The sequence below is a fragment of the Pseudomonas sp. ENNP23 genome, assembly GCF_001728945.1.
Classification (GTDB): domain Bacteria; phylum Pseudomonadota; class Gammaproteobacteria; order Pseudomonadales; family Pseudomonadaceae; genus Metapseudomonas; species Metapseudomonas otitidis.
In genome coordinates, this window is sequence record NZ_LYSP01000057.1 from 1 (window position 1) to 19,557 (window position 19,557).

At 67.5% G+C, this 19,557-nt stretch carries 22 protein-coding genes; 10 read left to right on the forward strand and 12 right to left on the reverse strand.

Going from position 1 to position 19,557, the window contains the following annotated elements; translation table 11 throughout:
- Positions 1-157: 157 nt before the first annotated feature.
- The 4 genes from A9G05_RS23700 to A9G05_RS23715 all read right to left on the reverse strand — a co-directional run bounded on the left by A9G05_RS23700 (position 158) and on the right by A9G05_RS23715 (position 4,351).
- Positions 158-1,987, reverse strand: coding sequence for an ABC transporter ATP-binding protein (locus A9G05_RS23700; RefSeq protein ID WP_069563290.1), 1,830 nt, complete (start codon positions 1,985-1,987; stop codon positions 158-160).
- Between the two features lie 69 nt (positions 1,988-2,056).
- Positions 2,057-2,611, reverse strand: coding sequence for a peptidylprolyl isomerase (locus A9G05_RS23705; protein ID WP_069563291.1), 555 nt, complete (start codon positions 2,609-2,611; stop codon positions 2,057-2,059).
- A complete protein-coding gene (locus A9G05_RS23710) occupies positions 2,605-3,414 on the reverse strand; it encodes an alpha/beta fold hydrolase (protein ID WP_069563292.1) in 810 nt (269 codons plus the stop codon). Before A9G05_RS23710 ends, A9G05_RS23705 begins: the two co-directional genes overlap by 7 nt.
- Positions 3,415-3,424: 10 nt before the next feature.
- Positions 3,425-4,351: a LysR family transcriptional regulator gene (locus A9G05_RS23715; RefSeq protein ID WP_044413495.1), complete on the reverse strand. Its 927-nt coding sequence runs from the start codon at positions 4,349-4,351 to the stop codon at positions 3,425-3,427.
- A gap of 85 nt (positions 4,352-4,436) precedes the next feature.
- Between A9G05_RS23715 and A9G05_RS23720 the strand changes: the two genes are divergently transcribed.
- From A9G05_RS23720 to rarD, 3 genes are all read left to right on the forward strand, one after another.
- The gene (locus tag A9G05_RS23720; protein ID WP_044413498.1) at positions 4,437-4,754 is read left to right on the forward strand and encodes an S-Ena type endospore appendage; all 318 of its coding nucleotides are present in this window, start codon (positions 4,437-4,439) and stop codon (positions 4,752-4,754) included.
- Positions 4,755-4,899: 145 nt separating this feature from the next.
- Complete coding sequence (locus tag A9G05_RS23725; protein ID WP_069563293.1) at positions 4,900-5,499, forward strand: FMN-dependent NADH-azoreductase; 600 nt, start codon at positions 4,900-4,902, stop codon at positions 5,497-5,499.
- A 378-nt stretch (positions 5,500-5,877) separates the two neighbouring features.
- Positions 5,878-6,777: an EamA family transporter RarD gene (gene rarD, locus A9G05_RS23730; protein ID WP_069563294.1), complete on the forward strand. Its 900-nt coding sequence runs from the start codon at positions 5,878-5,880 to the stop codon at positions 6,775-6,777.
- 10 nt (positions 6,778-6,787) lie between these two features.
- Here rarD and A9G05_RS23735 read toward each other — a convergent pair whose 3' ends face one another.
- Genes A9G05_RS23735 through A9G05_RS23740 form a run of 3 tightly spaced genes read right to left on the reverse strand, consistent with a single transcriptional unit; the run spans position 6,788 to position 7,727 of the window.
- Complete coding sequence (locus A9G05_RS23735) at positions 6,788-7,195, reverse strand: NUDIX domain-containing protein (RefSeq protein ID WP_069563295.1); 408 nt, start codon at positions 7,193-7,195, stop codon at positions 6,788-6,790.
- Positions 7,192-7,401, reverse strand: a complete 210-nt coding sequence (locus A9G05_RS28580) for a dihydrofolate reductase family protein (RefSeq protein ID WP_371850584.1) — start codon at positions 7,399-7,401, stop codon at positions 7,192-7,194. The genes A9G05_RS23735 and A9G05_RS28580 overlap by 4 nt, the downstream gene beginning before the upstream one ends.
- Complete coding sequence (locus A9G05_RS23740) at positions 7,344-7,727, reverse strand: dihydrofolate reductase family protein (protein ID WP_371850585.1); 384 nt, start codon at positions 7,725-7,727, stop codon at positions 7,344-7,346. The genes A9G05_RS28580 and A9G05_RS23740 overlap by 58 nt, the downstream gene beginning before the upstream one ends.
- Before the next feature lie 164 nt (positions 7,728-7,891).
- Here A9G05_RS23740 and A9G05_RS23745 point away from each other — a divergent pair, with 164 nt between their 5' ends.
- From A9G05_RS23745 to A9G05_RS23765, 5 genes are all read left to right on the forward strand, one after another.
- The gene (locus A9G05_RS23745; RefSeq protein ID WP_069563296.1) at positions 7,892-9,223 is read left to right on the forward strand and encodes a DEAD/DEAH box helicase; all 1,332 of its coding nucleotides are present in this window, start codon (positions 7,892-7,894) and stop codon (positions 9,221-9,223) included.
- Positions 9,220-9,510, forward strand: coding sequence for a DUF1294 domain-containing protein (locus tag A9G05_RS23750; RefSeq protein ID WP_069563297.1), 291 nt, complete (start codon positions 9,220-9,222; stop codon positions 9,508-9,510). The genes A9G05_RS23745 and A9G05_RS23750 overlap by 4 nt, the downstream gene beginning before the upstream one ends.
- A gap of 120 nt (positions 9,511-9,630) precedes the next feature.
- Positions 9,631-10,689: a haloacid dehalogenase-like hydrolase gene (locus A9G05_RS23755; protein ID WP_069563298.1), complete on the forward strand. Its 1,059-nt coding sequence runs from the start codon at positions 9,631-9,633 to the stop codon at positions 10,687-10,689.
- 104 nt (positions 10,690-10,793) lie between these two features.
- Positions 10,794-11,072, forward strand: a complete 279-nt coding sequence (locus A9G05_RS23760) for a DNA-binding protein (RefSeq protein WP_139131238.1) — start codon at positions 10,794-10,796, stop codon at positions 11,070-11,072.
- A 424-nt stretch (positions 11,073-11,496) separates the two neighbouring features.
- Complete coding sequence (locus A9G05_RS23765) at positions 11,497-12,795, forward strand: phospholipase (protein ID WP_069563299.1); 1,299 nt, start codon at positions 11,497-11,499, stop codon at positions 12,793-12,795.
- Between the two features lie 25 nt (positions 12,796-12,820).
- Here A9G05_RS23765 and A9G05_RS23770 read toward each other — a convergent pair whose 3' ends face one another.
- A complete protein-coding gene (locus A9G05_RS23770; protein ID WP_069563300.1) occupies positions 12,821-13,519 on the reverse strand; it encodes an RNA pseudouridine synthase in 699 nt (232 codons plus the stop codon).
- Positions 13,520-13,564: 45 nt separating this feature from the next.
- Positions 13,565-15,913 (reverse strand): LTA synthase family protein, encoded by a 2,349-nt coding sequence (locus A9G05_RS23775; protein ID WP_069563301.1) that lies wholly within the window; start codon positions 15,911-15,913, stop codon positions 13,565-13,567.
- A 242-nt stretch (positions 15,914-16,155) separates the two neighbouring features.
- Here A9G05_RS23775 and A9G05_RS23780 point away from each other — a divergent pair, with 242 nt between their 5' ends.
- Positions 16,156-16,995: a S1 RNA-binding domain-containing protein gene (locus A9G05_RS23780; protein ID WP_069563302.1), complete on the forward strand. Its 840-nt coding sequence runs from the start codon at positions 16,156-16,158 to the stop codon at positions 16,993-16,995.
- A 178-nt stretch (positions 16,996-17,173) separates the two neighbouring features.
- Positions 17,174-17,443 (forward strand): DUF3509 domain-containing protein, encoded by a 270-nt coding sequence (locus A9G05_RS23785; RefSeq protein WP_069563303.1) that lies wholly within the window; start codon positions 17,174-17,176, stop codon positions 17,441-17,443.
- 77 nt (positions 17,444-17,520) lie between these two features.
- Here A9G05_RS23785 and A9G05_RS23790 read toward each other — a convergent pair whose 3' ends face one another.
- From A9G05_RS23790 to A9G05_RS23800, 3 genes are all read right to left on the reverse strand, one after another.
- Entirely contained in the window at positions 17,521-17,835 is a 315-nt protein-coding gene (locus tag A9G05_RS23790; RefSeq protein ID WP_069563304.1) for a hypothetical protein, read from the reverse strand.
- Positions 17,836-18,025: 190 nt separating this feature from the next.
- Positions 18,026-18,541 (reverse strand): DUF4124 domain-containing protein, encoded by a 516-nt coding sequence (locus tag A9G05_RS23795; RefSeq protein WP_069563305.1) that lies wholly within the window; start codon positions 18,539-18,541, stop codon positions 18,026-18,028.
- Between the two features lie 69 nt (positions 18,542-18,610).
- On the reverse strand, positions 18,611-19,540 hold the full coding sequence (locus tag A9G05_RS23800; RefSeq protein ID WP_069563306.1) for a DMT family transporter: 930 nt from the start codon (positions 19,538-19,540) through the stop codon (positions 18,611-18,613).
- Between the last annotated feature and the right edge of the window lie 17 nt (positions 19,541-19,557).

Genomic DNA, 19,557 nt, shown 5'->3' on the forward strand with positions numbered 1-19,557 from the left:
CCGTTGTGGTGTGGCCGATGTGCCGGGCGGCCTCAGACCGTTGCATTGATCGTCGCGATGCCCTTCGTGGCCTCAGCGCATCCTACGGGCTGTGCCTGTGGCCGTAGGATGGGCTGAGCTGTGCGAAGCCCATGGTGTTCGGAGGGCGAATCTCCAGTCAGTCGACGCCGACGAAGCCGCCGGTCTGGTGGCGCCACAGGCGGGCATAGAGGCCGCCCTGGGCGAGCAGTTCGGCGTGGCTGCCGCTTTCCACCACGCGGCCCTGGTCGAGGACCACCAAGCGGTCCATGCGGGCGATGGTGGAGAGGCGGTGGGCGATGGCGATCACGGTCTTGCCCTGCATCAGGCTCTCCAGGCTTTCCTGGATGGCCGCTTCCACCTCCGAGTCCAGCGCCGAGGTGGCCTCGTCGAGGATCAGCAGCGGTGCGTCCTTGAGCAGCACACGGGCGATGGCGATGCGCTGGCGCTGGCCGCCGGAGAGCTTCACGCCGCGCTCGCCGACGTGGGCGTCCAGGCCGTGGCGGCCTTCGGCGTCGCTGAGCTGGGGGATGAAGCCGTCGGCACGGGCCTTGCTTACCGCGTCCCAGAGCGCCGCATCGTCCGCGTCCGGGCGGCCGTAGAGCAGGTTCTCGCGGATGGAACGGTGCAGCAGCGAGGTGTCCTGGGTGACCATGCCGATCTGCGCGCGCAGGCTGTCCTGGGTCACCTGGGCGATGTCCTGGCCATCGATGAGGATGCGCCCGCCTTCCAGGTCGTAGAGGCGCAGCAGCAGGTTCACCAGGGTCGACTTGCCGGCGCCGGAAGGGCCTACCAGGCCGATCTTCTCGCCGGGGCGTACATGCAGGTCCAGGTGCTCGATCACCCCGCTGCCCTTGCCGTAGTGGAAGTGCACCGCCTCGAAGCGCACCTCGCCACGCTGCACCTGCAGGGGCCGGGCCTCGGGGGCGTCCACCACCTGGCGCGGCACGGCGATGGTCTGGATGCCGTCCTGCACCTGGCCGATGTTGTCGAAGATGCCGTTGACCACCCACATGATCCAGCCGGACATGTTGATGATGCGGATCACCAGCCCGGTGGCCAGGGCGATGGCGCCGGCACTGATCAGGCCCTGGTTCCACAGCCACAGGGCGAGGCCGCAGGTGCTGACCACCAGGGCGCCGCCGAGCAGGGTGACGACGGTGTCCATGATGGTGACCACCCGCGCGGCCAGCTGGCTGCGCCAGGTCTGCTCGTCCAGCGCTTCGCGGGCGTAGCCCTCTTCGTCACGGGTGTGGGCGAACAGCTTGAGGGTGGTGATGTTGGTGTAGCCGTCGACGATACGCCCCATCAGCCGCGAGCGGGCATCGGAGGACTCCACCGAGCGCTGCTTGACCCGGGGCACGAACCAGGCGATGGCGATGACGTAGGCGATGATCCAGGCCACCAGCGGCAGCATCAGCCGCCAGTCGGCCTCGGCGAACAGCACCAGGGAGCTGACGGCGTAGATCAGCACGTGCCAGAGGGCATCCACCGCCTGCACGGCGGAGTCCCGCAGGGAGTTGCCGGTCTGCATGATGCGCTGGGCGATGCGGCCGGCGAAGTCGTTCTGGAAGAAGCCGAGGCTCTGTTTGAGCACGTAGCGGTGGTTCTGCCAGCGGATCAGGTTGGTCAGGCTGGGGTTGATGCTCTGGTGCACCAGCAGGTCGTGCAGGGCGTTGAACAGCGGGCGCAGCAGCAACGTCACCACCGCCATCCACAGCAGCTCGTGGCCGTGGGCGCTGAACAGTTCGCCGGCCGGGGTGGACTGCGCCAGGTCGACGATGCGCCCGAGGAAGCTGAACATCGCCACTTCGATCAGCGCCACGATCAGCCCCACCACCAGCAGGGCGGCGAACACCGGCCAGACCTGGCGCAGGTAGTGCAGGTAGAAGCGCAGCACGCTGCGTGGCGGGGTGTCGTCAGGGGCCGGTCGGAAGACGTCGATCAGGCGTTCGAAGCGGCGGAACATGCTGGAACCTCAATGAGAAACGGGGCCGGCTCCAGGGAGCCGGCCCCGTGTGCAGCGGCCCGCAAGGGGTCAGGAGCGCTTGGCGGAGAGGATCACCACCGGCTGCACAGGCACGTCCTGGTGCATGCCACGGCGACCGGTGGGGACGTTGGCGATCTGGTCGACGACGTCCATGCCGCGCACCACCTTGCCGAACACCGCGTAGCCGAAGCCTCGGGCACCGTGGTCCAGCGCGGCGTTGTCGCGGTGGTTGATGAAGAACTGGCTGGTGGCCGAGTCGGTGGCCTGGGTGCGGGCCATGGCGATGGTGCCGCGCACGTTGTGCAGGCCGTTGTCGGCTTCGTTCTTGATCGGCGGGTTGGTGGACTTGTTCTGCATGTCGGCGGTCATGCCGCCACCCTGGATCATGAAGCCGGGGATGACCCGGTGGAACACGGTGCCGTCGTAGAAGCCCGCGTCCACGTAGGCGAGGAAGTTCTTCACGGTGATCGGCGCCTTGGCCTCGTCCAGCTCCAGCTCGATCTCTCCGGCGGAGGTGTTGAGGGTGACGTGGGGGTTGCCGGCAGCCAGCAGGTGGGAGGCGAACAGCAGGGTGCAGGCCGCGAGGGCGAGTTTCTTCAGCATGTGGGGCGTTCCTTGTTGTGCTCGACCTGGTTGAGGAAGTCGAGGAGGGTGGTGTTGAAGCGTTGCGGTTGATCCAGCGGGGTGGCGTGGCGGGATTGCTCGATCACCACCAGACGGGCATCGGGCAATTCGCGGACGTAGGCCTCCTTTTGTGCCACCGGGGTGTAGTCCCGGTCGGCCGTCACCACCAGCGTAGGACAGGTGATGCGAGCCAGGCGTTCCCGCACGCCCCAGCCGATGATGGCGTCGAGGGCGGCGAGGTAGGCGTGCTTGTCGTTGCGCGGCCAGCGTTCTTCCACCTTGGCGCGCAGCTCGGCCTGCTCCGGCAGCGGGAACAGCAGGCGGCCCAGGGCCTTGGCGATGGTGTCCAGCCCCAGCAGGCGCGAGAGGGTCCAGCGCTTGGCCACCTCCAGGTAGTCGCGCGGGCTGCGGGGTTTCACTTCCGGTGCGCTGTTGACGATGGTCAGGCTGCGCAGCAGTTCGGGGCGGTCGACGCCGAGCTGGAAGCCGATCATCCCACCCATGCTGATGCCCACCAGGTGCACCGGGGCCAGGCCCAGGTGCTCGATCAGCGCGGCAGTGTCGGCGGCGAAACCGGCGATGCTGTAGCGCTCGCGCGGCTTGTCCGACAGGCCGTGGCCGCGCACGTCCATCAGCACCACCTGATGGCGGGCGCTGAGGGCGGGGAGCTGGTACTCCCAGTCCAGGGTGCTGGAGCCGAGGCCGTGTACCAGCAGCACCGGGGTGCCCTGGCCGTGGATTTCGTAGTGCAGGCGACAGCCGTGATGGTCGAACCAGGGCATGGCGGGCTCCTCAGGCGCTGGGCATCGGTGCGGCGAAGGGGGCGTTCAGGGGCGTCGAGTCGAAGGTCTTGATCAGCTCGACGAGGATCTGCGAGGCCGGTCCCAGGGCCTTCTCCTTGCTCGCATAGAGGAAGAAGTTCGGGTGCCGGGTGGCGCCCTGGTCCAGCGGCAACGGCTTGAGCAGGCCGTCGGCCAGCTCCCGTTCGATGATGTGGCGCGGCAGCCAGGCGAAGCCCAGGCCGTTGCTGACGAAGTTGGCGGCGGTGGGCAGGCTGCCCACCGTCCAGCGCTGCTCGGCGCCCAGCCAGCCGACGTCGCGGGGCTGGGTGCGGCCGGAGTCGCGGATCACCACCTGCAGCTGGCTTTCCAGGTCCTGGAAGCTGAGGGTGCGGTTGAGCCGGTGCAGCGGGTGGTCGGGGTGGGCCACGGCGACGAATTCCACATTGCACAGTTCGGTGCCCAGGTAGCCGGCCACGGTGAGGCTGGTGATGGCCAGGTCGGCGGTGCCCTCCAGCAGCACCTCCTCCACGCCGGACAGCACCTCTTCGCGCAGGCGCACCCGGCAGCCGCGGCTCTGCGGCATGAACGCGGCCAGTGCACGCAGCAGGCGAGCGGTGGGGTAGGCGGCATCCACCACCAGGCGCACCTCGGCCTCCCAGCCCTGCTCCATGTGGTGGGCCAGTTCTTCCAGCTGGCTGGCGGCCTTGACCAGGTGGCGGGAGCGACGCAACAGCACCTCGCCGGCTTCGGTGAGCACCGCCTTGCGCCCGTCGATGCGCAGCAGCGGCACGCCGAGCTGTTCCTGCATGCGCGCGATGGTGTAGCTCACCGAGGACTGGGAGCGGTGGGTGGCCTCCGCCGCCTGGGCGAAGCCGCCGTGGTCCACCACGGCCTGCAGGGTTCTCCATTGGTCCAGGGTGACCCGGGGCGCTTTCATGGCTGGCTCCTCACGTTGACCGGCGCCGATGACCTGGATCGGCGCTCTCCTGTAATCTGGCGGCCCACCGCAGCGGAGACCCCCGATGAAAACAACAATGCTCTGTACCCTGCTGGCCTGCCTGCCCGGCGTTGCCCTGGCCTACCCCATCGAGGTGGAGAAGCAGTACAACGGTGCCGAGATTTCCTACCAGACCAACGACATCGACCACAACATGGGCGCCATCACGGTCTACAACCTGGGCGGGACCCGCGCCGAGTGCACCGCGCGCTTCGTCAACGGGCCGGAAACTCCACGGGTACGCCGCTCGGTGATCGCACCGGGGGAGAGCGTCTCGCTGACCGCCAAGTTCAACCGCAGCATCATCCGCCTGCGCGTCGGGCTGACCTGCAAGCCGGTTTGATTGCGCCGCCTCCTGGTCGATCAGGAGGCCTTTATAAATTAAAAACCTCGATATTTAGTAGCGGATTTTTTCGCTTTTTTATCGAATTGTGTCCTCCTAAGCTGCGCTCCATCGAATCGCAACCATTCTTGATGGAGCAGCCAGCATGTCCCGTGTCCTCATCGTCGAAAGCAGCGCCCGCCAACAGGGTTCCATCTCCCGCCAACTGACCGCCGAATTCATCGCCCGATGGAAGACCGCCCACCCGGCCGACGAGGTGGTGGTGCGCGACCTGGCCCAGGAAACCGTGCCGCACCTGGACAGTGACCTGCTGGGCGGCTGGATGAAGCCGGCTGACCAGCAGAACGACGCCGAGCGCGTGGCCCTGGGCCGCTCCAACCGACTCACCGAGGAACTGCTGGCCGCCGACGTGCTGGTGCTGGCAGCGCCGATGTACAACTTCGGTATCCCCAGCACCCTCAAGGCCTGGCTGGACCATGTGCTGCGCGCCGGGGTGACCTTCAAGTACACCGAGACCGGCCCGCAGGGCCTGCTCAACGGCAAGCGCGCCTTCGTCCTTACCGCCCGTGGCGGCGTGTACGCTGGCGGCCCGCTGGATCACCAGGAGCCCTACCTGCGTCAGGCGCTGGCGTTCATCGGCATCCATGACGTCACCTTCATCCATGCCGAGGGCCTGAACATGGGCGCCGAGTTCCAGGAGAAGGGCATCGCCCAGGCCCGTGCGCAACTGGCCAAGGTTGCCTGACCGGCTTCACCCGATTGCTCCGTGCGTAGTCCCGACGCACACACTCCGCCCGGCCCATGGCCGGGCTTTTTTATGAACGCTCGCTTCCCGTTGGAGTGCGCTCTGCTCGCGAGGTCGGTGAGGTGAGAGTCGGTGGCCGTAGGGTGGGCTTCAGCCCACCGCTCTGCTTCGGCCGACTCGGTTCCCGGTTGGTTTCCCAAGCGGGCGCCTGGCAGGCAGGTGCCGCTTTCAGGCCCGTCGATGCCGGGTTGGTCCCAGCGGGTCCGCACGTGCGTGGGTAAGCTTCCTCTGTTGCTGATGAGCGGGTATTTTCGCCGGCTGCAATCAGAGGCCTGCCATGTCTTCTTCGTTCTTCTACCCAGCCGCCACGGTGTGCCGGTGAGGCTGTCCGGGCGCGGTGTCGCCCTGTCCCTGGTGGCGTCGGTGCTGTTTGCGCTGATGCCCGGCTACGTGCACGAACTGGCGCCGCTGGATGGTGTGCAGGTGTTCGCCCAGCGCGTGCTCTGGTCGATTCCGGCGGTGCTGCTGTTGGTGGCCTTGAGCCGGCAGTGGGCGACCCTCGGCGGTGTGCTCGGTAGGCTGCGGCGCGAGCCGCTGTTGCTGGCGGCGCTGCCGCTGGCGGCGGTGTTGATCGGCCTGCAGTGGGGGCTGTTTCTCTGGGCGCCGTTGCAGGGGCGGATGCTGGAGGTGTCGCTGGGCTACTTCCTGCTGCCGCTGGTGATGGTGGTGTGTGGCCGGCTGTTCTACAACGAGCGTCTGCGCCCGTTGCAACTGCTGGCGGTGATATGTGCGCTGGCCGGTGTGATCCACGAGTTGTGGATGACTCGCGCCTTCTCCTGGCTGACGCTGGTCACGGCGTTGGGCTACCCGCCGTATTTCATGCTGCGCCGCTGGATGCGCCTGGATGCGCTGTCCGGTTTCATCCTCGAAATGCTGGTGCTGGCACCCCTGGCGGCGTGGCTGTTCATCGCCCACGGCCCCGAGGGCGCGTTCGCCCAGTCACCGGCGCTGTGGTGGCTGATTCCCGGGCTGGGCGTGCTGGGTACCCTGGCCTTCGCGGCGATGATGGCTGCCAGCCGGCTGCTACCGCTGGGGCTGTTCGGCATCCTCAGCTACGTGGAGCCGGTGCTGCTGTTCGCGGTGGCGGTGCTGTTCCTCGGCGAGGCATTCGACCCGGCGCAGTTGTGGACCTACCTGCCCATCTGGCTGGCGGTGCTGCTGATCGGCTGGGACAGCGCCCAGCTGCTGCGGCGCCAGGCGCGCCAACTGGGCGTGTGAGGGGCGGCCTTCAGGCGAAGGCGGGGTGAGCGGCCAGGGCCGGCAGGACCTGTTCCCGCAGCAGCGGAGCCAGGGTGTCCGGCAGCGGTTGGCCGGGCGCCAGCCAGGCCAGTTCCTCCAGTTCGGCGGCGGGCGTCACCGGCTGCTCCAGGCGCGCGACGAAGACCTGGGCCTCGACCCAGGTGTCCGGCTCGTTGGCGGCTGCCGCTCGGAATGACCCCAGCGGGCTCAGGGCATCGGCCGGCAGGCTCAGTTCCAGCTCTTCCTGCAGTTCACGGCGCAGCGCCTCGTGCGCGCTCTCGCCGGGCTCGCGCTTGCCGCCGGGGAGCATGAAGGCCCGGGTGTTGCGTTTGCGCACCAGCAGCAGGCGGTTATCGGCGTCGATCAGGCAGGCGGCGGCGATGTCGAGGGTGGTCATGGGGCTGGGGCCTCCGGTAGCAGTCGGTCATGCAGTTGCGCCACGCCGGTGGCGAAGCTGCGTTGTTCGTGCAGGTGCAGGCGCCGTTCGAGGCCGGTGGCGAACATCGGGATGCCCGCACCGAGCAGGTGCGGGATCACGCTGACGATCAGCTCGTCCAGCAGGCCGGCGGCGTAGCAGGTGCCCGCGAGGGCTCCGCCGCCCACCAGCCAGACCCGCTTGCAGCCGGCTTCGGCCAGCTCCGCCAGGGCCTCCTGGGGCGGATCTTCACCTGGGGGCCGGCGGGTTGCAGGTCGGCGCGGGTGAGCACGGTACAGGGCTTGCCGGGGTAGGGCCAGTCGCCGCCCATCGCCAGCACGGCCTCGTAGGTCCCCCGGCCCATCAGCAGGCCGTCGATGCTCTCGTAGAAGGCGTGGTAGCCGTGATCGTCGCCGGAGCGCTCGATGGATTCGAGCCAGTCCACCCGGCCGTCGGGGCGGGCGATGGAGCCGTCGAGGCTGGTGGCGACGTAATGGATCAGCGGAGCAGTCATGGGGGCTTTCCGCAGAGGGGATCAGGGGCGTCAGGGTTTGGAGTGGGCCGGTCGGGTGCGAGTTCAGGCGTGCACAGGGGCCGGCGAAGGGATCGCGGGCGTTCGGGCGCGACACAAGGTAACCTACGCAGCTGTTTTCCAGGCTTCCGATCGAGGTGGTACCCGTGTTCTCCCAATTCGCCCTGCACGAACGTCTGCTCAAGGCTGTCGCCGAACTGAAATTCGTCGAACCGACGCCCGTGCAGCAGGCGGCGATTCCCCCGGCGCTGGAAGGGCGCGACCTGCGCGTCACCGCGCGCACCGGCAGCGGCAAGACGGCGGCCTTCGTGCTGCCCCTGCTGAACCGCCTGATCGGCGAAGCCAAGCCCCGCGAGCGCATCCGTTCGCTGATCCTGCTGCCGACCCGGGAGCTGGCCCAGCAGACCTTGAAGGAAGTGGAGCGCTTCTCGCAGTTCACCTTCATCAAGTCCGGCCTGGTCACCGGTGGCGAGGACTTCAAGGTCCAGGCCGCCATGCTGCGCAAGCTGCCGGACGTGCTGGTGAGCACCCCCGGCCGCCTGATCGAGCACCTCAACTCCGGCACCGTGAGCCTCAAGGAGGTGGAGGTGCTGGTGCTGGACGAGGCCGACCGCATGCTGGACATGGGCTTCGCCGAGGACATGCAGCGCATCACCGCCGAATGCGCCAACCGCCAGCAGACCCTGCTGTTCTCTGCCACCACCGGCGGCGCGGCCCTGCGCGAGGTGTCCGCCCAGGTCCTGAAGGACCCGCTGCACCTGCGCCTGAACGGCATCGAGCAGCTCAACGAGTCGACCCGGCAGCAAGTCATCACCGCCGACGACGTGGACCACAAGGAAGCCCTGGCGCGCTGGCTGCTGGCCAACGAGACCTACCAGAAGGCCATCGTCTTCACCAACACCCGTGCCCAGGCCGACCGCTTCTACGGCCACCTGGTGGCGGCGGGCTACAAGGCCTTCGTGCTGCACGGCGACAAGGACCAGAAGGACCGCAAGCTGGCCATCGACCGCGTGCGCGAGGGCGGCACCAAGGTGCTGGTGGCCACCGACGTGGCGGCCCGTGGCCTGGACATCGAAGGCATGGACCTGGTGATCAACTTCGACATGCCGCGCTCCGGCGACGAGTACGTGCACCGCGTCGGCCGCACCGGCCGTGCCGGCGGCGAGGGCCTGGCCGTCTCGCTGATCTGCCACAACGACTGGAACCTGATGTCCAGCGTCGAGCGCTACCTCAAGCAGAGCTTCGAACGCCGTGTGATCAAGGAGCTGAAAGGCACCTACAACGGGCCGAAGAAGGTCAAGGCCTCGGGCAAGGCGGTCGGTGCCAAGAAGAAAAAGACCGACAAGAAGAGCACCGGCAAGGCGTCCGCCAAGCCCGCCACCAAGCGCAAGCCGTCCGGCCCGCGTCGCGAGCAGCCGCAGGTGGTGAGCAGCGACGGCCTGGCACCGCTCAAGCGCCGCAAGCCGGCTGCCGAGTGACCCTCCCTTCGGGCTGGCAGCTGCTGGCCCTCGTCTACCTGGTCATGAGCCTGGTCTGCTTCGTCGCCTACTGGTACGACAAGCGCCAGGCCGTGGCCGGTATGCGGCGTATCCCCGAGGCGCGCCTGCACCTTTACGAGCTGTTCGGCGGTTGGCCCGGTGGCCTGCTGGCCCAGCGGCTGATCCGCCACAAGAACCGCAAGCTGGCCTACCAGTTGCGCTTCTGGTTCATCGTCCTGCTGCACCTCGGAGCCTTCGGCGCCTGGGCCTGGTGGCGCTGGCACTGAGGTGGACGCAAGCGCGATGGTGCGTGTCGGTTCCGGTCATGGCGGTGTCATGGACCTCTGCTAGGGTCCAGGGGCCCGGGGCGCCTGATGCGCCTCGCCCACCCCGAGGGAACCTACGCGATGACATTGACCCGGACGCTTCTCGCCGCCGCCCTGTGCCTTGGCCTGGCCGGCCCCGCCGCTGCCGCCACCGAACTCGCCCACTGGCCGGCGCCCGCCGCCAAGCAGTTGGACGCGCTGATCGCCGCCAACGCCAACAAGGGCGCCTACGCGGTGTTCGACATGGACAACACCAGCTACCGCTACGACCTGGAAGAGTCCCTGCTGCCCTTCCTGGAAATGAAGGGCGTGCTGACCCGCGAGAAGCTCGACCCGTCGCTCAAGCTCATCCCGTTCAGGGACGTCAACGGCCACAAGGAAAGCCTCAACAGCTACTACTACCGCCTGTGCGAACTGGATGACATGGTCTGCTACCCCTGGATGGCCCAGGTGTTCTCCGGCTTCACCCTGCGCGAGCTGAAGGGCTACGTGGACGAGCTGATGGCCTACGGCAAGCCGATCCCCAGCACCTACTACGAGGGGGATAAGGTCAAAACCATCGAGATCAACCCGCCCAAGCCCTTCACCGGGCAGAAGGAGCTGATGAACAAGCTCCAGGAGAACGGCATCGAGGTGTACATCATGACCGCCGCCCTGGAAGAGCTGGTGCGCATGGTCGCCGCCGATCCCAAGTACGGCTACAACGTGAAGCCCGAGAACGTCATCGGCGTCACCACCCTGCTCAAGGACCGCAAGACCGGCGCCCTGACCACCGCGCGCAAGCAGATCAAGGACGGCCACTACGACGAGAAGGCCAACCTCGACCTGGAAATCACCCCCTACCTGTGGACCCCGGCCACCTGGATGGCGGGCAAGCAGGCGGCCATCCTCACCTACATCGACCAGTGGAAGAAGCCGATCCTGGTGGGCGGTGATACCCCCGAGAGCGATGGCTACATGCTGTTCCACGGTACCGACGTGGAGAAGGGCGGGCTGCGGGTGTGGGTTAACCGCAAGGCCAAGTACATGGACCAGATCACCGCCATGCAGAAGAAGAACGCCGAGTCCCAGGCCAAGCTGGGCCTGCCGGTCACCGCCGACCGCAACTGGGTGGTGGTGACGCCGGAGGAGATCCAGTAACCGGCCGTCTTGCCCCCTGCGCAGCCACAGCGCCAGCGACTATTGTGCGAGGCAGTGACCAGGGGGTGGCATGGGAAAGTGCTTCATCACATTGGTAAGAAATAATGGGAATAACTCAGGATCGAGTTATAGCTTTGGTGCATATGTTGGGGCACCGAGCAGTCGCCGATGCAACAGGCCTCAAGCCGGAAAGGCTCAAAACGATCCGTTACAACAAAGATGCGCAGGTGAGAACGAACGAGCTGGACGCCATTGCAGACGCCTACCAGCAGTACAGCCTTTGGTTGCGGACAGGCGAGATTGACCTGAACCGTGGACAGATCAGCCCGGAATACGTCGAAGAAGAATCAAAATTGGCAGATGAAGACGCGGGCAATAGCTAATAGCTAATAGCTAACAGCAGAAGTGTCCCTTCACCCCACGCGAATACGCCGCGCAACTGGCCGAGGAGCGCCTGGCCAGCGGTCGCGACCCCAGCGGCAACCTGGATGCGCTGAAGATGCGCGCCGCGGACTACTAGGCCCTGCTGCTGGAGATACTCGGCAGCAGCTTGCCGGCGCATCTGCAGGTGCGTAAGCAACTGAGCGAGCGCGACAGTGCGGCGCTGGGGCCGGAGGTGTTCTACACCCTGGCCGACCAGGCGGCCAGGGCCTGAGTCTCAGTAGTTCGGTGGGGTTCCCCTACGAGATGCAGCGACCGATTTGGTGAGTCGCCTGTCCTGCCTGGACAGTGCTCCGGCGTTCCTTCGATTGTTACCCTTGCGTGACGAGCGCCCCGGCAAGAGGGCGCCCCAGACACGGAGATGCAATGAAACGCCTGCTGCTCGCCCTCTGCGGCCTGATCGCCTGTTCGCCGGCCACCTTGCTGGCCTGGTCCAACCATTCCCTCGGCACCTGGCTGGCCCTGGCCGACCTGCCCGAGCTGCGCCAGGCCGAGCCGGTGCCGGTGGAGCGTCTGGAGGACTTCCTCGCGGCCGAGGCGGTGGCCTTGCAGCAGGTGCTGGACGAGCAGGAGGCGCGCGCCCGCGAGGAGCTGCCGGACTACCCGGCCCGGCCGGACAGCCTGCGCTGGACTGCCGATGGCGGCGGCGACCGGCGTCGCGCGTTCCTCATGGCGCTGCGGGTCAGCCCGGAGATCCGCCTGGCGTATTTCGTCCAGGCGCTGCCGGGGCTGGAGCTGCCGGCGGCCAAGGTGCTGCCGGCCCAGGACGTGCTGGTGTTCCGCAAGCTGAGCCTGTGGAACGAATGGCGCTTCCTGGCGGTGGAGCCGGGGGAGCGGGTCAGCCCCCGTGCGGTTCTCGCCAGCGCGGCGGACGAGCCGGACTACGGGCACGACATCAACCTCTTCTCGGACAACCCCGGCGAGGTCGGCGCACTCTACGGCTTCGGCCCCCAGCCCTTCGGTGACGCGCGCTTCGAATATTCGTCCCAGGCGCCATTCCACATCGGCTACTACCACGAGTCGGCGGTCATCTATCAGGCCGCGCCGTTCCTCGCCCGTACCTACCCGGAGCTGCGCGTGCGCCAGTACATGGCGCTGGCGCGGCTGGCGTTCGAGAGTGGCCACCCGTATTGGGGCTACCGCTTTCTCGGCTGGGCGCTGCACTACGTGCAGGACCTGACCCAGCCCTACCACGCCAAGGCCCTGCCCGGTGAAAACACCGCCACGCTGATGTGGACGGCCGTGCAGGCGGCACTGGGCGATACCTCGGGCAAGGAGGCGGCCATCGAGCGGGTGGCGACCCGCCATACGGAAGTGGAGAAGTACCAGGCCGACTGGCTGCGCCGGCTGCTGCGCGAGGGGCGCAATGACGACCCGCTGCTCAGGGCCTATGCGGACACGTCGGACGACGACCGCTACCCGCCGTTCGGCCCCGGCTACCTGCAGGACGTGGTGGCGCGGGAGTCCTATGAGGCGGCGGACGAATTCGACGAGCGCATCGGCCTGTGGCTGGCCGGTGCCCAGCCGGGGCAGGGTTTCAGTGCCGGCAATCAGCTCAAGCCGGCGGAGACCGATCCGGCGCTGAACGAGGTGCTGGTGAGGCTGATCCGGCATTTCGCCGGGCACACCCGCAACCTGGTGAAGACGACTCTGGACAATCCATGAGCCGGCGGGCCATTGGCCCGCCGCTTCAGAACTTCTCGCCGGGCAGCAGGTAACGCCACTGCCCCGGCTGCAGCCGTGCTGCCGAGACACCGCCCAGGCGCAGGCGCCGCAGGCCCAGCAGCTCCAGGCCGAGGTGCTCACAGATCTGCCGCAGTTGGCCGGGGCGCGGGCTCTTCAGGGCGATGCGCAGGCGGTTCTCGCTCTGCCAACTGACCTTGGCCCGGGGAAGAGGGCGCCCCTTGTGCTCGACCCCGCGAGCCACCCGCGCCAGGTGTTCGGCATCGGCTTCGCCGCGTACGTCGACGGTGTATTCCTCTTCCAGCGGACGCTCGAAACGCAGGGTGACGCCGTGGGCCTGGGTGAAGATCACCAGGCCGCTGGCCCGGGTTTCCAGCGTGGCCATCTGCATCAGGCGGGAGAAGTGCTTGCGCAAGGTGCGCTCGCCGGCCTGCTCCGCCGCCAGGTTGGCCGGCACCAGCAGGGCGCGGGCGCCTTCCTCGTCCACGCCGGCGGGCTTGTGCAGCAGCAGGGTGACGGGTGGCACCGGCGTCGGCTTGGCGTCGGGATGCAGGTTGATGACTTCGTCGGTCACCCGCGCGTGGGGTTCTTCCACCACCTGGCCGGCGACGCTGACCCAGCCGTTCTCGATGTACAGCTCGGCGTCGCGGCGCGAGCAGGGCAGCAGCTCGGCGAGGCGCTTGGAGAGGCGGATGGGGTCGGTCATGGTGCGGGCTCCTGTGGCGGGGCCCGCATTGTCCCCGGTGCGCGGTCAGCGCACCAGGGTTTCCGGCTCGGCGTCGACCGGGAGCAGTTCGGGCAGGACCTCGGACTCGGCTTCCGCGCTGCTCTCCAGGTCGCTGTCGGCCGTCTCCGGATGGCGGGCGAACAGGTTGAGCACACGGGCGAGGCCCTGGCGCTCGGGGGCGGCGCCTGCCACCTGGCTGGCAGCCTCCGGTGCGGCCGGCGGGTTCGGCAGCGGCTGGGTGACCACCTTGAAGTTGCTGATCTCGATGGTGCCGCGCCCTTCGGCCAGCAGGTGGAAGGAGAACGCCTTGCGCGCCTCGGGGTTGTCGAAGGCGAAGTGCAGGGTCACCGGCTTGCCGCGCTTGAGCAATGGCAGCTCGGGCATGCCCACGGCCACGTCGCGCTCGAACTCCTTGGTCTTGAGCTGCAGGCGGGCGCCCTTGGTGTCCATGGCGTGGACCTTGATGGTCAGCTCCACCTCGGTGCGGGTGTTCTTCGGCAGCTCCAGGTACTGGGCGCCGATCAGGTTGTCGGCCCAGTCGTCCTTCACCTGCTGCTTCAGGCGGATGCGCTCGCGGGTGGCGAACTGGTATTCCTGGCCCACCTGGCCGCCAACCAGAGACTGGTCCAGCAGGGTGCTGCGGGCGGCCACCTGGCGGGCTTCGCGGCCGCTGAAACGGCCGTCGAAACGGGCCTGGTCGGCGATGAAACCTTCACTGCGGTAGCGCCGGCAGACCTGCTGGAAATCGCACTCGACGAAGTGGTCCTTGCCGTCGTGGTAGCGCAGCATGCCGTTGGTGTAGGAGATCATCTCGCGGCCCTGCTCGTAGTCGCGGAACAGCGAGCGGCCGGCCAGGCTCAGCGGTACACGGTAGCCGAAGTAGTCGAGCACCGAGGCGGTCAGGTCGACGTGGCCGTAGACGCCCCCCTTGATCGGCGGCAGGGCCGCCTGCTCGGGGGCCAGCACCAGGTTGAAGCCCCAGGCGGATGCCAGGCGCACCTGGTCGATGCCGTGGGATTCGTCGGAGGTGATGATGACCAGGGTGTCCTTCAGCACGCCCTGCTTCTCCAAGCCGCTGAGGAAGGCGTCCACGGCATCGTCCAGGTAGGCGATGGCGGCGCGCTTGGCGTCCGGGTAGCGGGCCAGGTAGTCCTCCGGCGCCGAGTAGGGCTGGTGGGTGCCGACGGTGAGCAGGGTGAGCATCCACGGCTTCTTCTGCTTGCGCAGTTGCTGCACGTAGGTCTGCGCCCCCTCGAAGAAGGCCTTGTCGTCCATGCCCCAGGGGAATTCGAGGTAGGGGGTGTTACGGAACCAGTCGCGGCCCTGGGTCTTGTCGAAGCCCATGCGCGGCATGATCTTGTCCTTGGCCATGAAGCGCAGTCCGGCCCCCTGCAGGAAGTGGGTGCTGAAGCCGTGCTGGTGCAGTTGGGCCGGCAGGCAGTCCTGGGCGCGGGTGGGGTTGTTCAGCAGTTCCAGGCCCTTGGGGGTGCCGGAGTCGAGCTTGCTGTAGTCACCGCAGAGCATGGCGTAGAGGCCGCGGATGGTCTGGTGGCTGTGGAGCACGTAGTCCGGCGTGGTCATGGCGCGTTCGGCCCACTGGCTCAGGCGCGGCATGGGCGATTCGGCGTAGTGGCTGTTGATGGCGGCGCGGTTGGCGGCGATGTAGGCCCCCGGGATGCCTTCCAGGGTGATCACCAGGACGTTGCGCGCCTGGCCGGGGCCGGCCAGCAGCGGGGTGCCGTCGAGGTCCAGGCGGGCCAGGCCGGCGATGTCCGGCGGGCTCTCCGGCTGATCCCCGGCGAGCCAGTCTTCCACGGCCATCTGGCCGCTGCTGAGGGCGCCGGCGAGCAGCTTGTGGGGCAGGTTGAACTGGCGCCATTGGTCCGCTTCGCTGGGACGCAGGTACTGCAGGGTGGCGTGGCCGGCCAGCAGGGTCAGCGGCATGGCCAGCCAGGCACGACTCGGGCGTTTGGCCGGGCGATGCCAGGCGAGCAGGGCGGCGAGGATGCCGATGGCCAGCGCGCCGGCCAGCCAGGGGTAGGTCAGCCCGCCGCCCTGGGTGGAGTGGCCGACGAATTGCGGGTCCAGCAGGTACTTGAGGTCGCTCGGCTCGGGCATGCGTCCGACTGCGCTCACCAGCTCGGCCGTCCCCAGCATGATCAGCGCCCAGAACAGCATCACCGGCAACGCCACCCAGCGCGGGCGGCCATAGAGCAGCGCCACCAGGAGGCTGCCGAAGGCCAGGTCGGAGCCGTAGCCGAAGCCTTCGCTCCAGCCGAGCAGTGCACGGCCCGCCAGCGGGATGCCAATGAACAGGACGATGAGCAGGATCAGGTGGAGGGGAGCAGACAGCCAGCGGCCGATGGTGCGCACAGGAACTCCTGAGATAGGGCAGCGAGAATCCGAAAATCGGGTAAATGTTTCAATTCGGACACGATTCTGAAACATCATTGTGCTACCGGCCAGTAGACAGCGCCGGCAATGCGGAATTCTCCGCATCAAGGTGTTTCAGCGAGGCGGCGACGGACGGCCTGACGAAGCCGTCGAGCAGTGTGCGTGGCCCCGTTGCGGTGGGCCCTGTAGAATGCGCACCCTGTCAATTCGAGGTACGCGAGATGGCCCTGATCGGTCGATTCAACAGCCTGCCGGTGGCCAAGCACACCGATTTCGGTCTCTATCTGGACGGTGGTGCGGAAGGCGAGATCCTCCTGCCCCGGCGTTATGTACCCAAGGACCAGCCCTGCGAAGTGGGTGACTGGCTCAACGTGTTCGTCTACCTCGACAGCGAGGACCGTCTGATCGCCACCACCCAGAAGCCCAAGGTCCAGGTGGGCGGTTTCGCCAGCCTGAAGGTGGTGGAGATCAACCGCATCGGCCTGTTCCTCGACTGGGGCCTGCCGAAGGACCTGCTGCTGCCGCACTCGGAAGAGAAGCGCCCGCTGCAGGTGGGGGATTACTGCGTGGTGTACGTCTACCTCGACCGCTCCCGCCGCATCACCGCCACGGCCCGGCTGGATCGCTACCTGGACACCACCCCGGCCACCTACAGCGTCGGCCAGGAAGTGGACCTGCTGGTGGTGGAGCAGACCGACATGGGCTTCAAGGCCATCATCGAGGACCGCCACTGGGGGCTGATCCACCGCAACGAGGTGTTCAAGTTCCTGCGCAGCGGCATGCGCGAGAAGGGCTACATCCGCGAGATCCGCCCCGACGGCAAGATTGCCCTGAGCCTGCAGCCGCAAGGGCAGGCCGCTTCGTCCGACCTCGCCGAGCGCATCCTCGAGCGGCTGCGCGCCGAAGGTGGCCGCCTGGCATTGAGCGACAAGAGCCCGCCGGAGGTGATCGCCCAGATGTTCAACGTCAGCAAGGGCAACTTCAAGAAGGCCATCGGCGGCCTCTACAAGCGCGGCGAGATCGTCATCCACGAGGACGGCATCGAGCTGGCGCGCCGCTGAATCGCATCGTGCATTTCGCCCGGCCATTTTCTGTTGATCGGGCGAAATGCACGGTAATGCGTCGGACTTATTTTGCCAACGCATTGATTTTATTGAGTTTTCACTTGTCTAAAGGCTGGCACGCTGCCTGCAGGGTTCCCTGTCAGGAAAAATTTTGCCCCTTGGAGAGTGAAACGCTATGGGTCTCGACATCAAGCAGTTGGCCAAGGCCTTTCCCGACTACGCGCTCAGCGCCCAGCGCCGCCCAGACGGTGGCTACGTGGTGGTGCTGGAGAAGGACGACGCCCGCTTCCAGCGCGTGGTACCGGCGCTCAAGCAGCCGGCTCAACTGGAGCTGATCATCGCCACGCTGCGCCGCGATATCGCCCTGGAACTGGGCGAGGTGCCGCCGGTGGAGTCGTTGCGCAACCTGCACAGCACGCCGTTGCCGCGCTACTTCGGCGTCTGATTTTCACATGGCAGAACGCCGGCCCAGGGCGACCTGGGCCGGCGTTCTCGTGTCTGCACTGGAGGCTGGGGGGTGGGTCAGGTTTCCACGCCGGCGGGCGGCATCATGGCGTCGCCATCCTTCGGGCGTTCGCCCTCGGCACGGGGTGGTTGCTCGGGCTGTTCTCCGGGCTGTGCCTTGAGCCATTCGCGGGTGGCCTGCTGCGCCTTGTCCACTTCCTTGTTCACCTGGTCCACGGTGTCGCTGATGGCTTCGCGGGCCAGTTCCTCGGCGGTTTCGCGGGTCTTCTCGGCGAGGCGGTCGGCCGACTCCTGAGCCATGTCGCAGCCAGCGAGAGTGAGCAGCAGGGTGCTGCCGAGCAGCAGGGAGGAGAGGCGGGAACGTATGGGCATGGTTGGGCTCCGTGGGACTGGCCGCAGATCGGGCCGTTAACGCTCGGCATGATCGGTCAGTCCGAGCCCGGCGTGAACGCCCCGGGCGCAGGGAAACTGTGAGCGGAGATGACAGGTGAAACGACCCCGGACCCCCAGCGGCGACTCTATGGGGTCCGAGGCCTGAGGCCGCCGGTCATCGGCCTCGTTGTCACTGACCCGTGCCCGTGCTCGATGGTTCCCCGGCGGTCGACGAACTGCTGTTGGGGGATGGGGCAGGGCTCTGCTGGCGCTGGCGGGCTTCGCGCTCGCGTTGCTGGCGCAGTTCCAGCTCCATGCGTTGACGGCGCATTTCGTAGTCGCGGTCGTAGCTGTCCTTCTTCTCGCGCTCGGCGCGCTCGCGCATCTCGTTGACCCGCGCATCGCGGTCGCTGGCGGCGCTGTCGCCGACCACGGTGACGCGAGCACCGCGCTGGGGTGGGGGCGAGCTGGCGGCGGGCGCGGCAGGTGCAGCCGCATGGCTGACAGGGGGCGACACCACCAGGGGCGGCGGAGGCGGTGGCACATCGCTGGGGGGCGGCGCTTCGCGCATTTTCGTCGCCTGGCCTTCAGTGGCGGGGCAGGGCACGGCGGAGTAGCTGACAGCGCCGTCGTTGCCGACGCATTTGTAAACGGCCGCCTGCGCCAGCATGGGCAGCAGGCAGAGGCCGAACAGGGCCGATCTCAAAGTGCATCCCTCACTTCGTCTGAAACGGCCGACAGGCTATCAGCCCTTTTTCCTGACCGATAGGTGCAATCAGGTGCTGTGCGTCACGCGCCGACGCGCCAGGACGTCGCGCAGCAGCTCGGCGCCGGTGACCAGCAGCAGGCCGCCCAGCACCAGCAGGCCGCCGAAGATGAAGGATGAGTCCAGCGACTCGCCGAGCACCAGCACGCCGAAAACGACGCCGAACAGCGGGGTCATGAACGACAGCATCGACAGGCGCGAGGCGAGGTAGCGGCGCAGTAGCCAGAACCACCCCAGGTAGCTGATCAGCGCCACCACCACCACCTGGAAGCCGAGGCTGAGCAGGGCGCGCTCGCTGGGGACCAGGCCCAGGCGGCCGGTGGCGGCGGCCACCGCCAGCAGGACCACGCCGGCGACGCCGAGCTGGTAGAAAAGCGTCTTCACCGGGGCGGCTTCCGACAGGCTCGAGCCCCGGATAAGCACGGTGGTGGCGCCCCAGGCGATGGCGGCGCAGATGCCCAGCGCATCGCCGAACAGGCTGCCTGCGGCATTCCCCGGCTTGCCGAGAAAGGCCAGGGCGATGCCGCCGAAGGCCACCAGCACGCCCAGCCACTGCACCGGCGACAGGCGTTCCTCGGGGAGGATCAGGTGCAGCCCCAGGGCGGCGAAGATCGGCGCCGTGTAGAGAAACACCGCGATGTGGGACGCGCTGGTACGGACCAGCCCTTCGGAGATGAAGAAGAACTCCAGGGTGAACAGCAGGCCGACCCCGAGTCCCGGCAGCAGGGTGCCGTCACCGAAGGCACAACGGCCTTCCCGCCACAGGGTGATGATGCCCAGCACCAGCGCGGCGATGCCGGAGCGGATGGCCAGTTGCAGGACAGGCGCCACATCCTGTTCCACCAGCTTGATGGAGACCTGCTGGAAGCCCCAGACGATGCAGAGCAGCAGCATCAGGCCGCAGGCAAAAGGGTCCAGGGGCAGGCGTGTGGGTCTCATCGATGACTCGCAAGGCA

Bases quoted from the DNA above. Each gene is read 5' to 3' on its own strand.
- A9G05_RS23785 (WP_069563303.1), top strand. From the start codon at position 17,174: ATGGGTCTCGACATCAAGCAGTTGGCCAAGGCCTTTCCCGACTACGCG.
- A9G05_RS23725 (WP_069563293.1), top strand. From the start codon at position 4,900: ATGTCCCGTGTCCTCATCGTCGAAAGCAGCGCCCGCCAACAGGGTTCC.
- A9G05_RS23715 (WP_044413495.1), bottom strand. From the start codon at position 4,351: ATGAAAGCGCCCCGGGTCACCCTGGACCAATGGAGAACCCTGCAGGCC.
- A9G05_RS23770 (WP_069563300.1), bottom strand. From the start codon at position 13,519: ATGACCGACCCCATCCGCCTCTCCAAGCGCCTCGCCGAGCTGCTGCCC.
- A9G05_RS23765 (WP_069563299.1), top strand. From the start codon at position 11,497: ATGAAACGCCTGCTGCTCGCCCTCTGCGGCCTGATCGCCTGTTCGCCG.
- A9G05_RS23720 (WP_044413498.1), top strand. From the start codon at position 4,437: ATGAAAACAACAATGCTCTGTACCCTGCTGGCCTGCCTGCCCGGCGTT.
- A9G05_RS23760 (WP_139131238.1), top strand. From the start codon at position 10,794: ATGGGAATAACTCAGGATCGAGTTATAGCTTTGGTGCATATGTTGGGG.
- A9G05_RS23790 (WP_069563304.1), bottom strand. From the start codon at position 17,835: ATGCCCATACGTTCCCGCCTCTCCTCCCTGCTGCTCGGCAGCACCCTG.
- A9G05_RS23800 (WP_069563306.1), bottom strand. From the start codon at position 19,540: ATGAGACCCACACGCCTGCCCCTGGACCCTTTTGCCTGCGGCCTGATG.
- A9G05_RS23700 (WP_069563290.1), bottom strand. From the start codon at position 1,987: ATGTTCCGCCGCTTCGAACGCCTGATCGACGTCTTCCGACCGGCCCCT.
- A9G05_RS23735 (WP_069563295.1), bottom strand. From the start codon at position 7,195: ATGACCACCCTCGACATCGCCGCCGCCTGCCTGATCGACGCCGATAAC.
- A9G05_RS23705 (WP_069563291.1), bottom strand. From the start codon at position 2,611: ATGCTGAAGAAACTCGCCCTCGCGGCCTGCACCCTGCTGTTCGCCTCC.
- A9G05_RS23740 (WP_371850585.1), bottom strand. From the start codon at position 7,727: ATGACTGCTCCGCTGATCCATTACGTCGCCACCAGCCTCGACGGCTCC.
- A9G05_RS23780 (WP_069563302.1), top strand. From the start codon at position 16,156: ATGGCCCTGATCGGTCGATTCAACAGCCTGCCGGTGGCCAAGCACACC.
- A9G05_RS23755 (WP_069563298.1), top strand. From the start codon at position 9,631: ATGACATTGACCCGGACGCTTCTCGCCGCCGCCCTGTGCCTTGGCCTG.
- A9G05_RS23710 (WP_069563292.1), bottom strand. From the start codon at position 3,414: ATGCCCTGGTTCGACCATCACGGCTGTCGCCTGCACTACGAAATCCAC.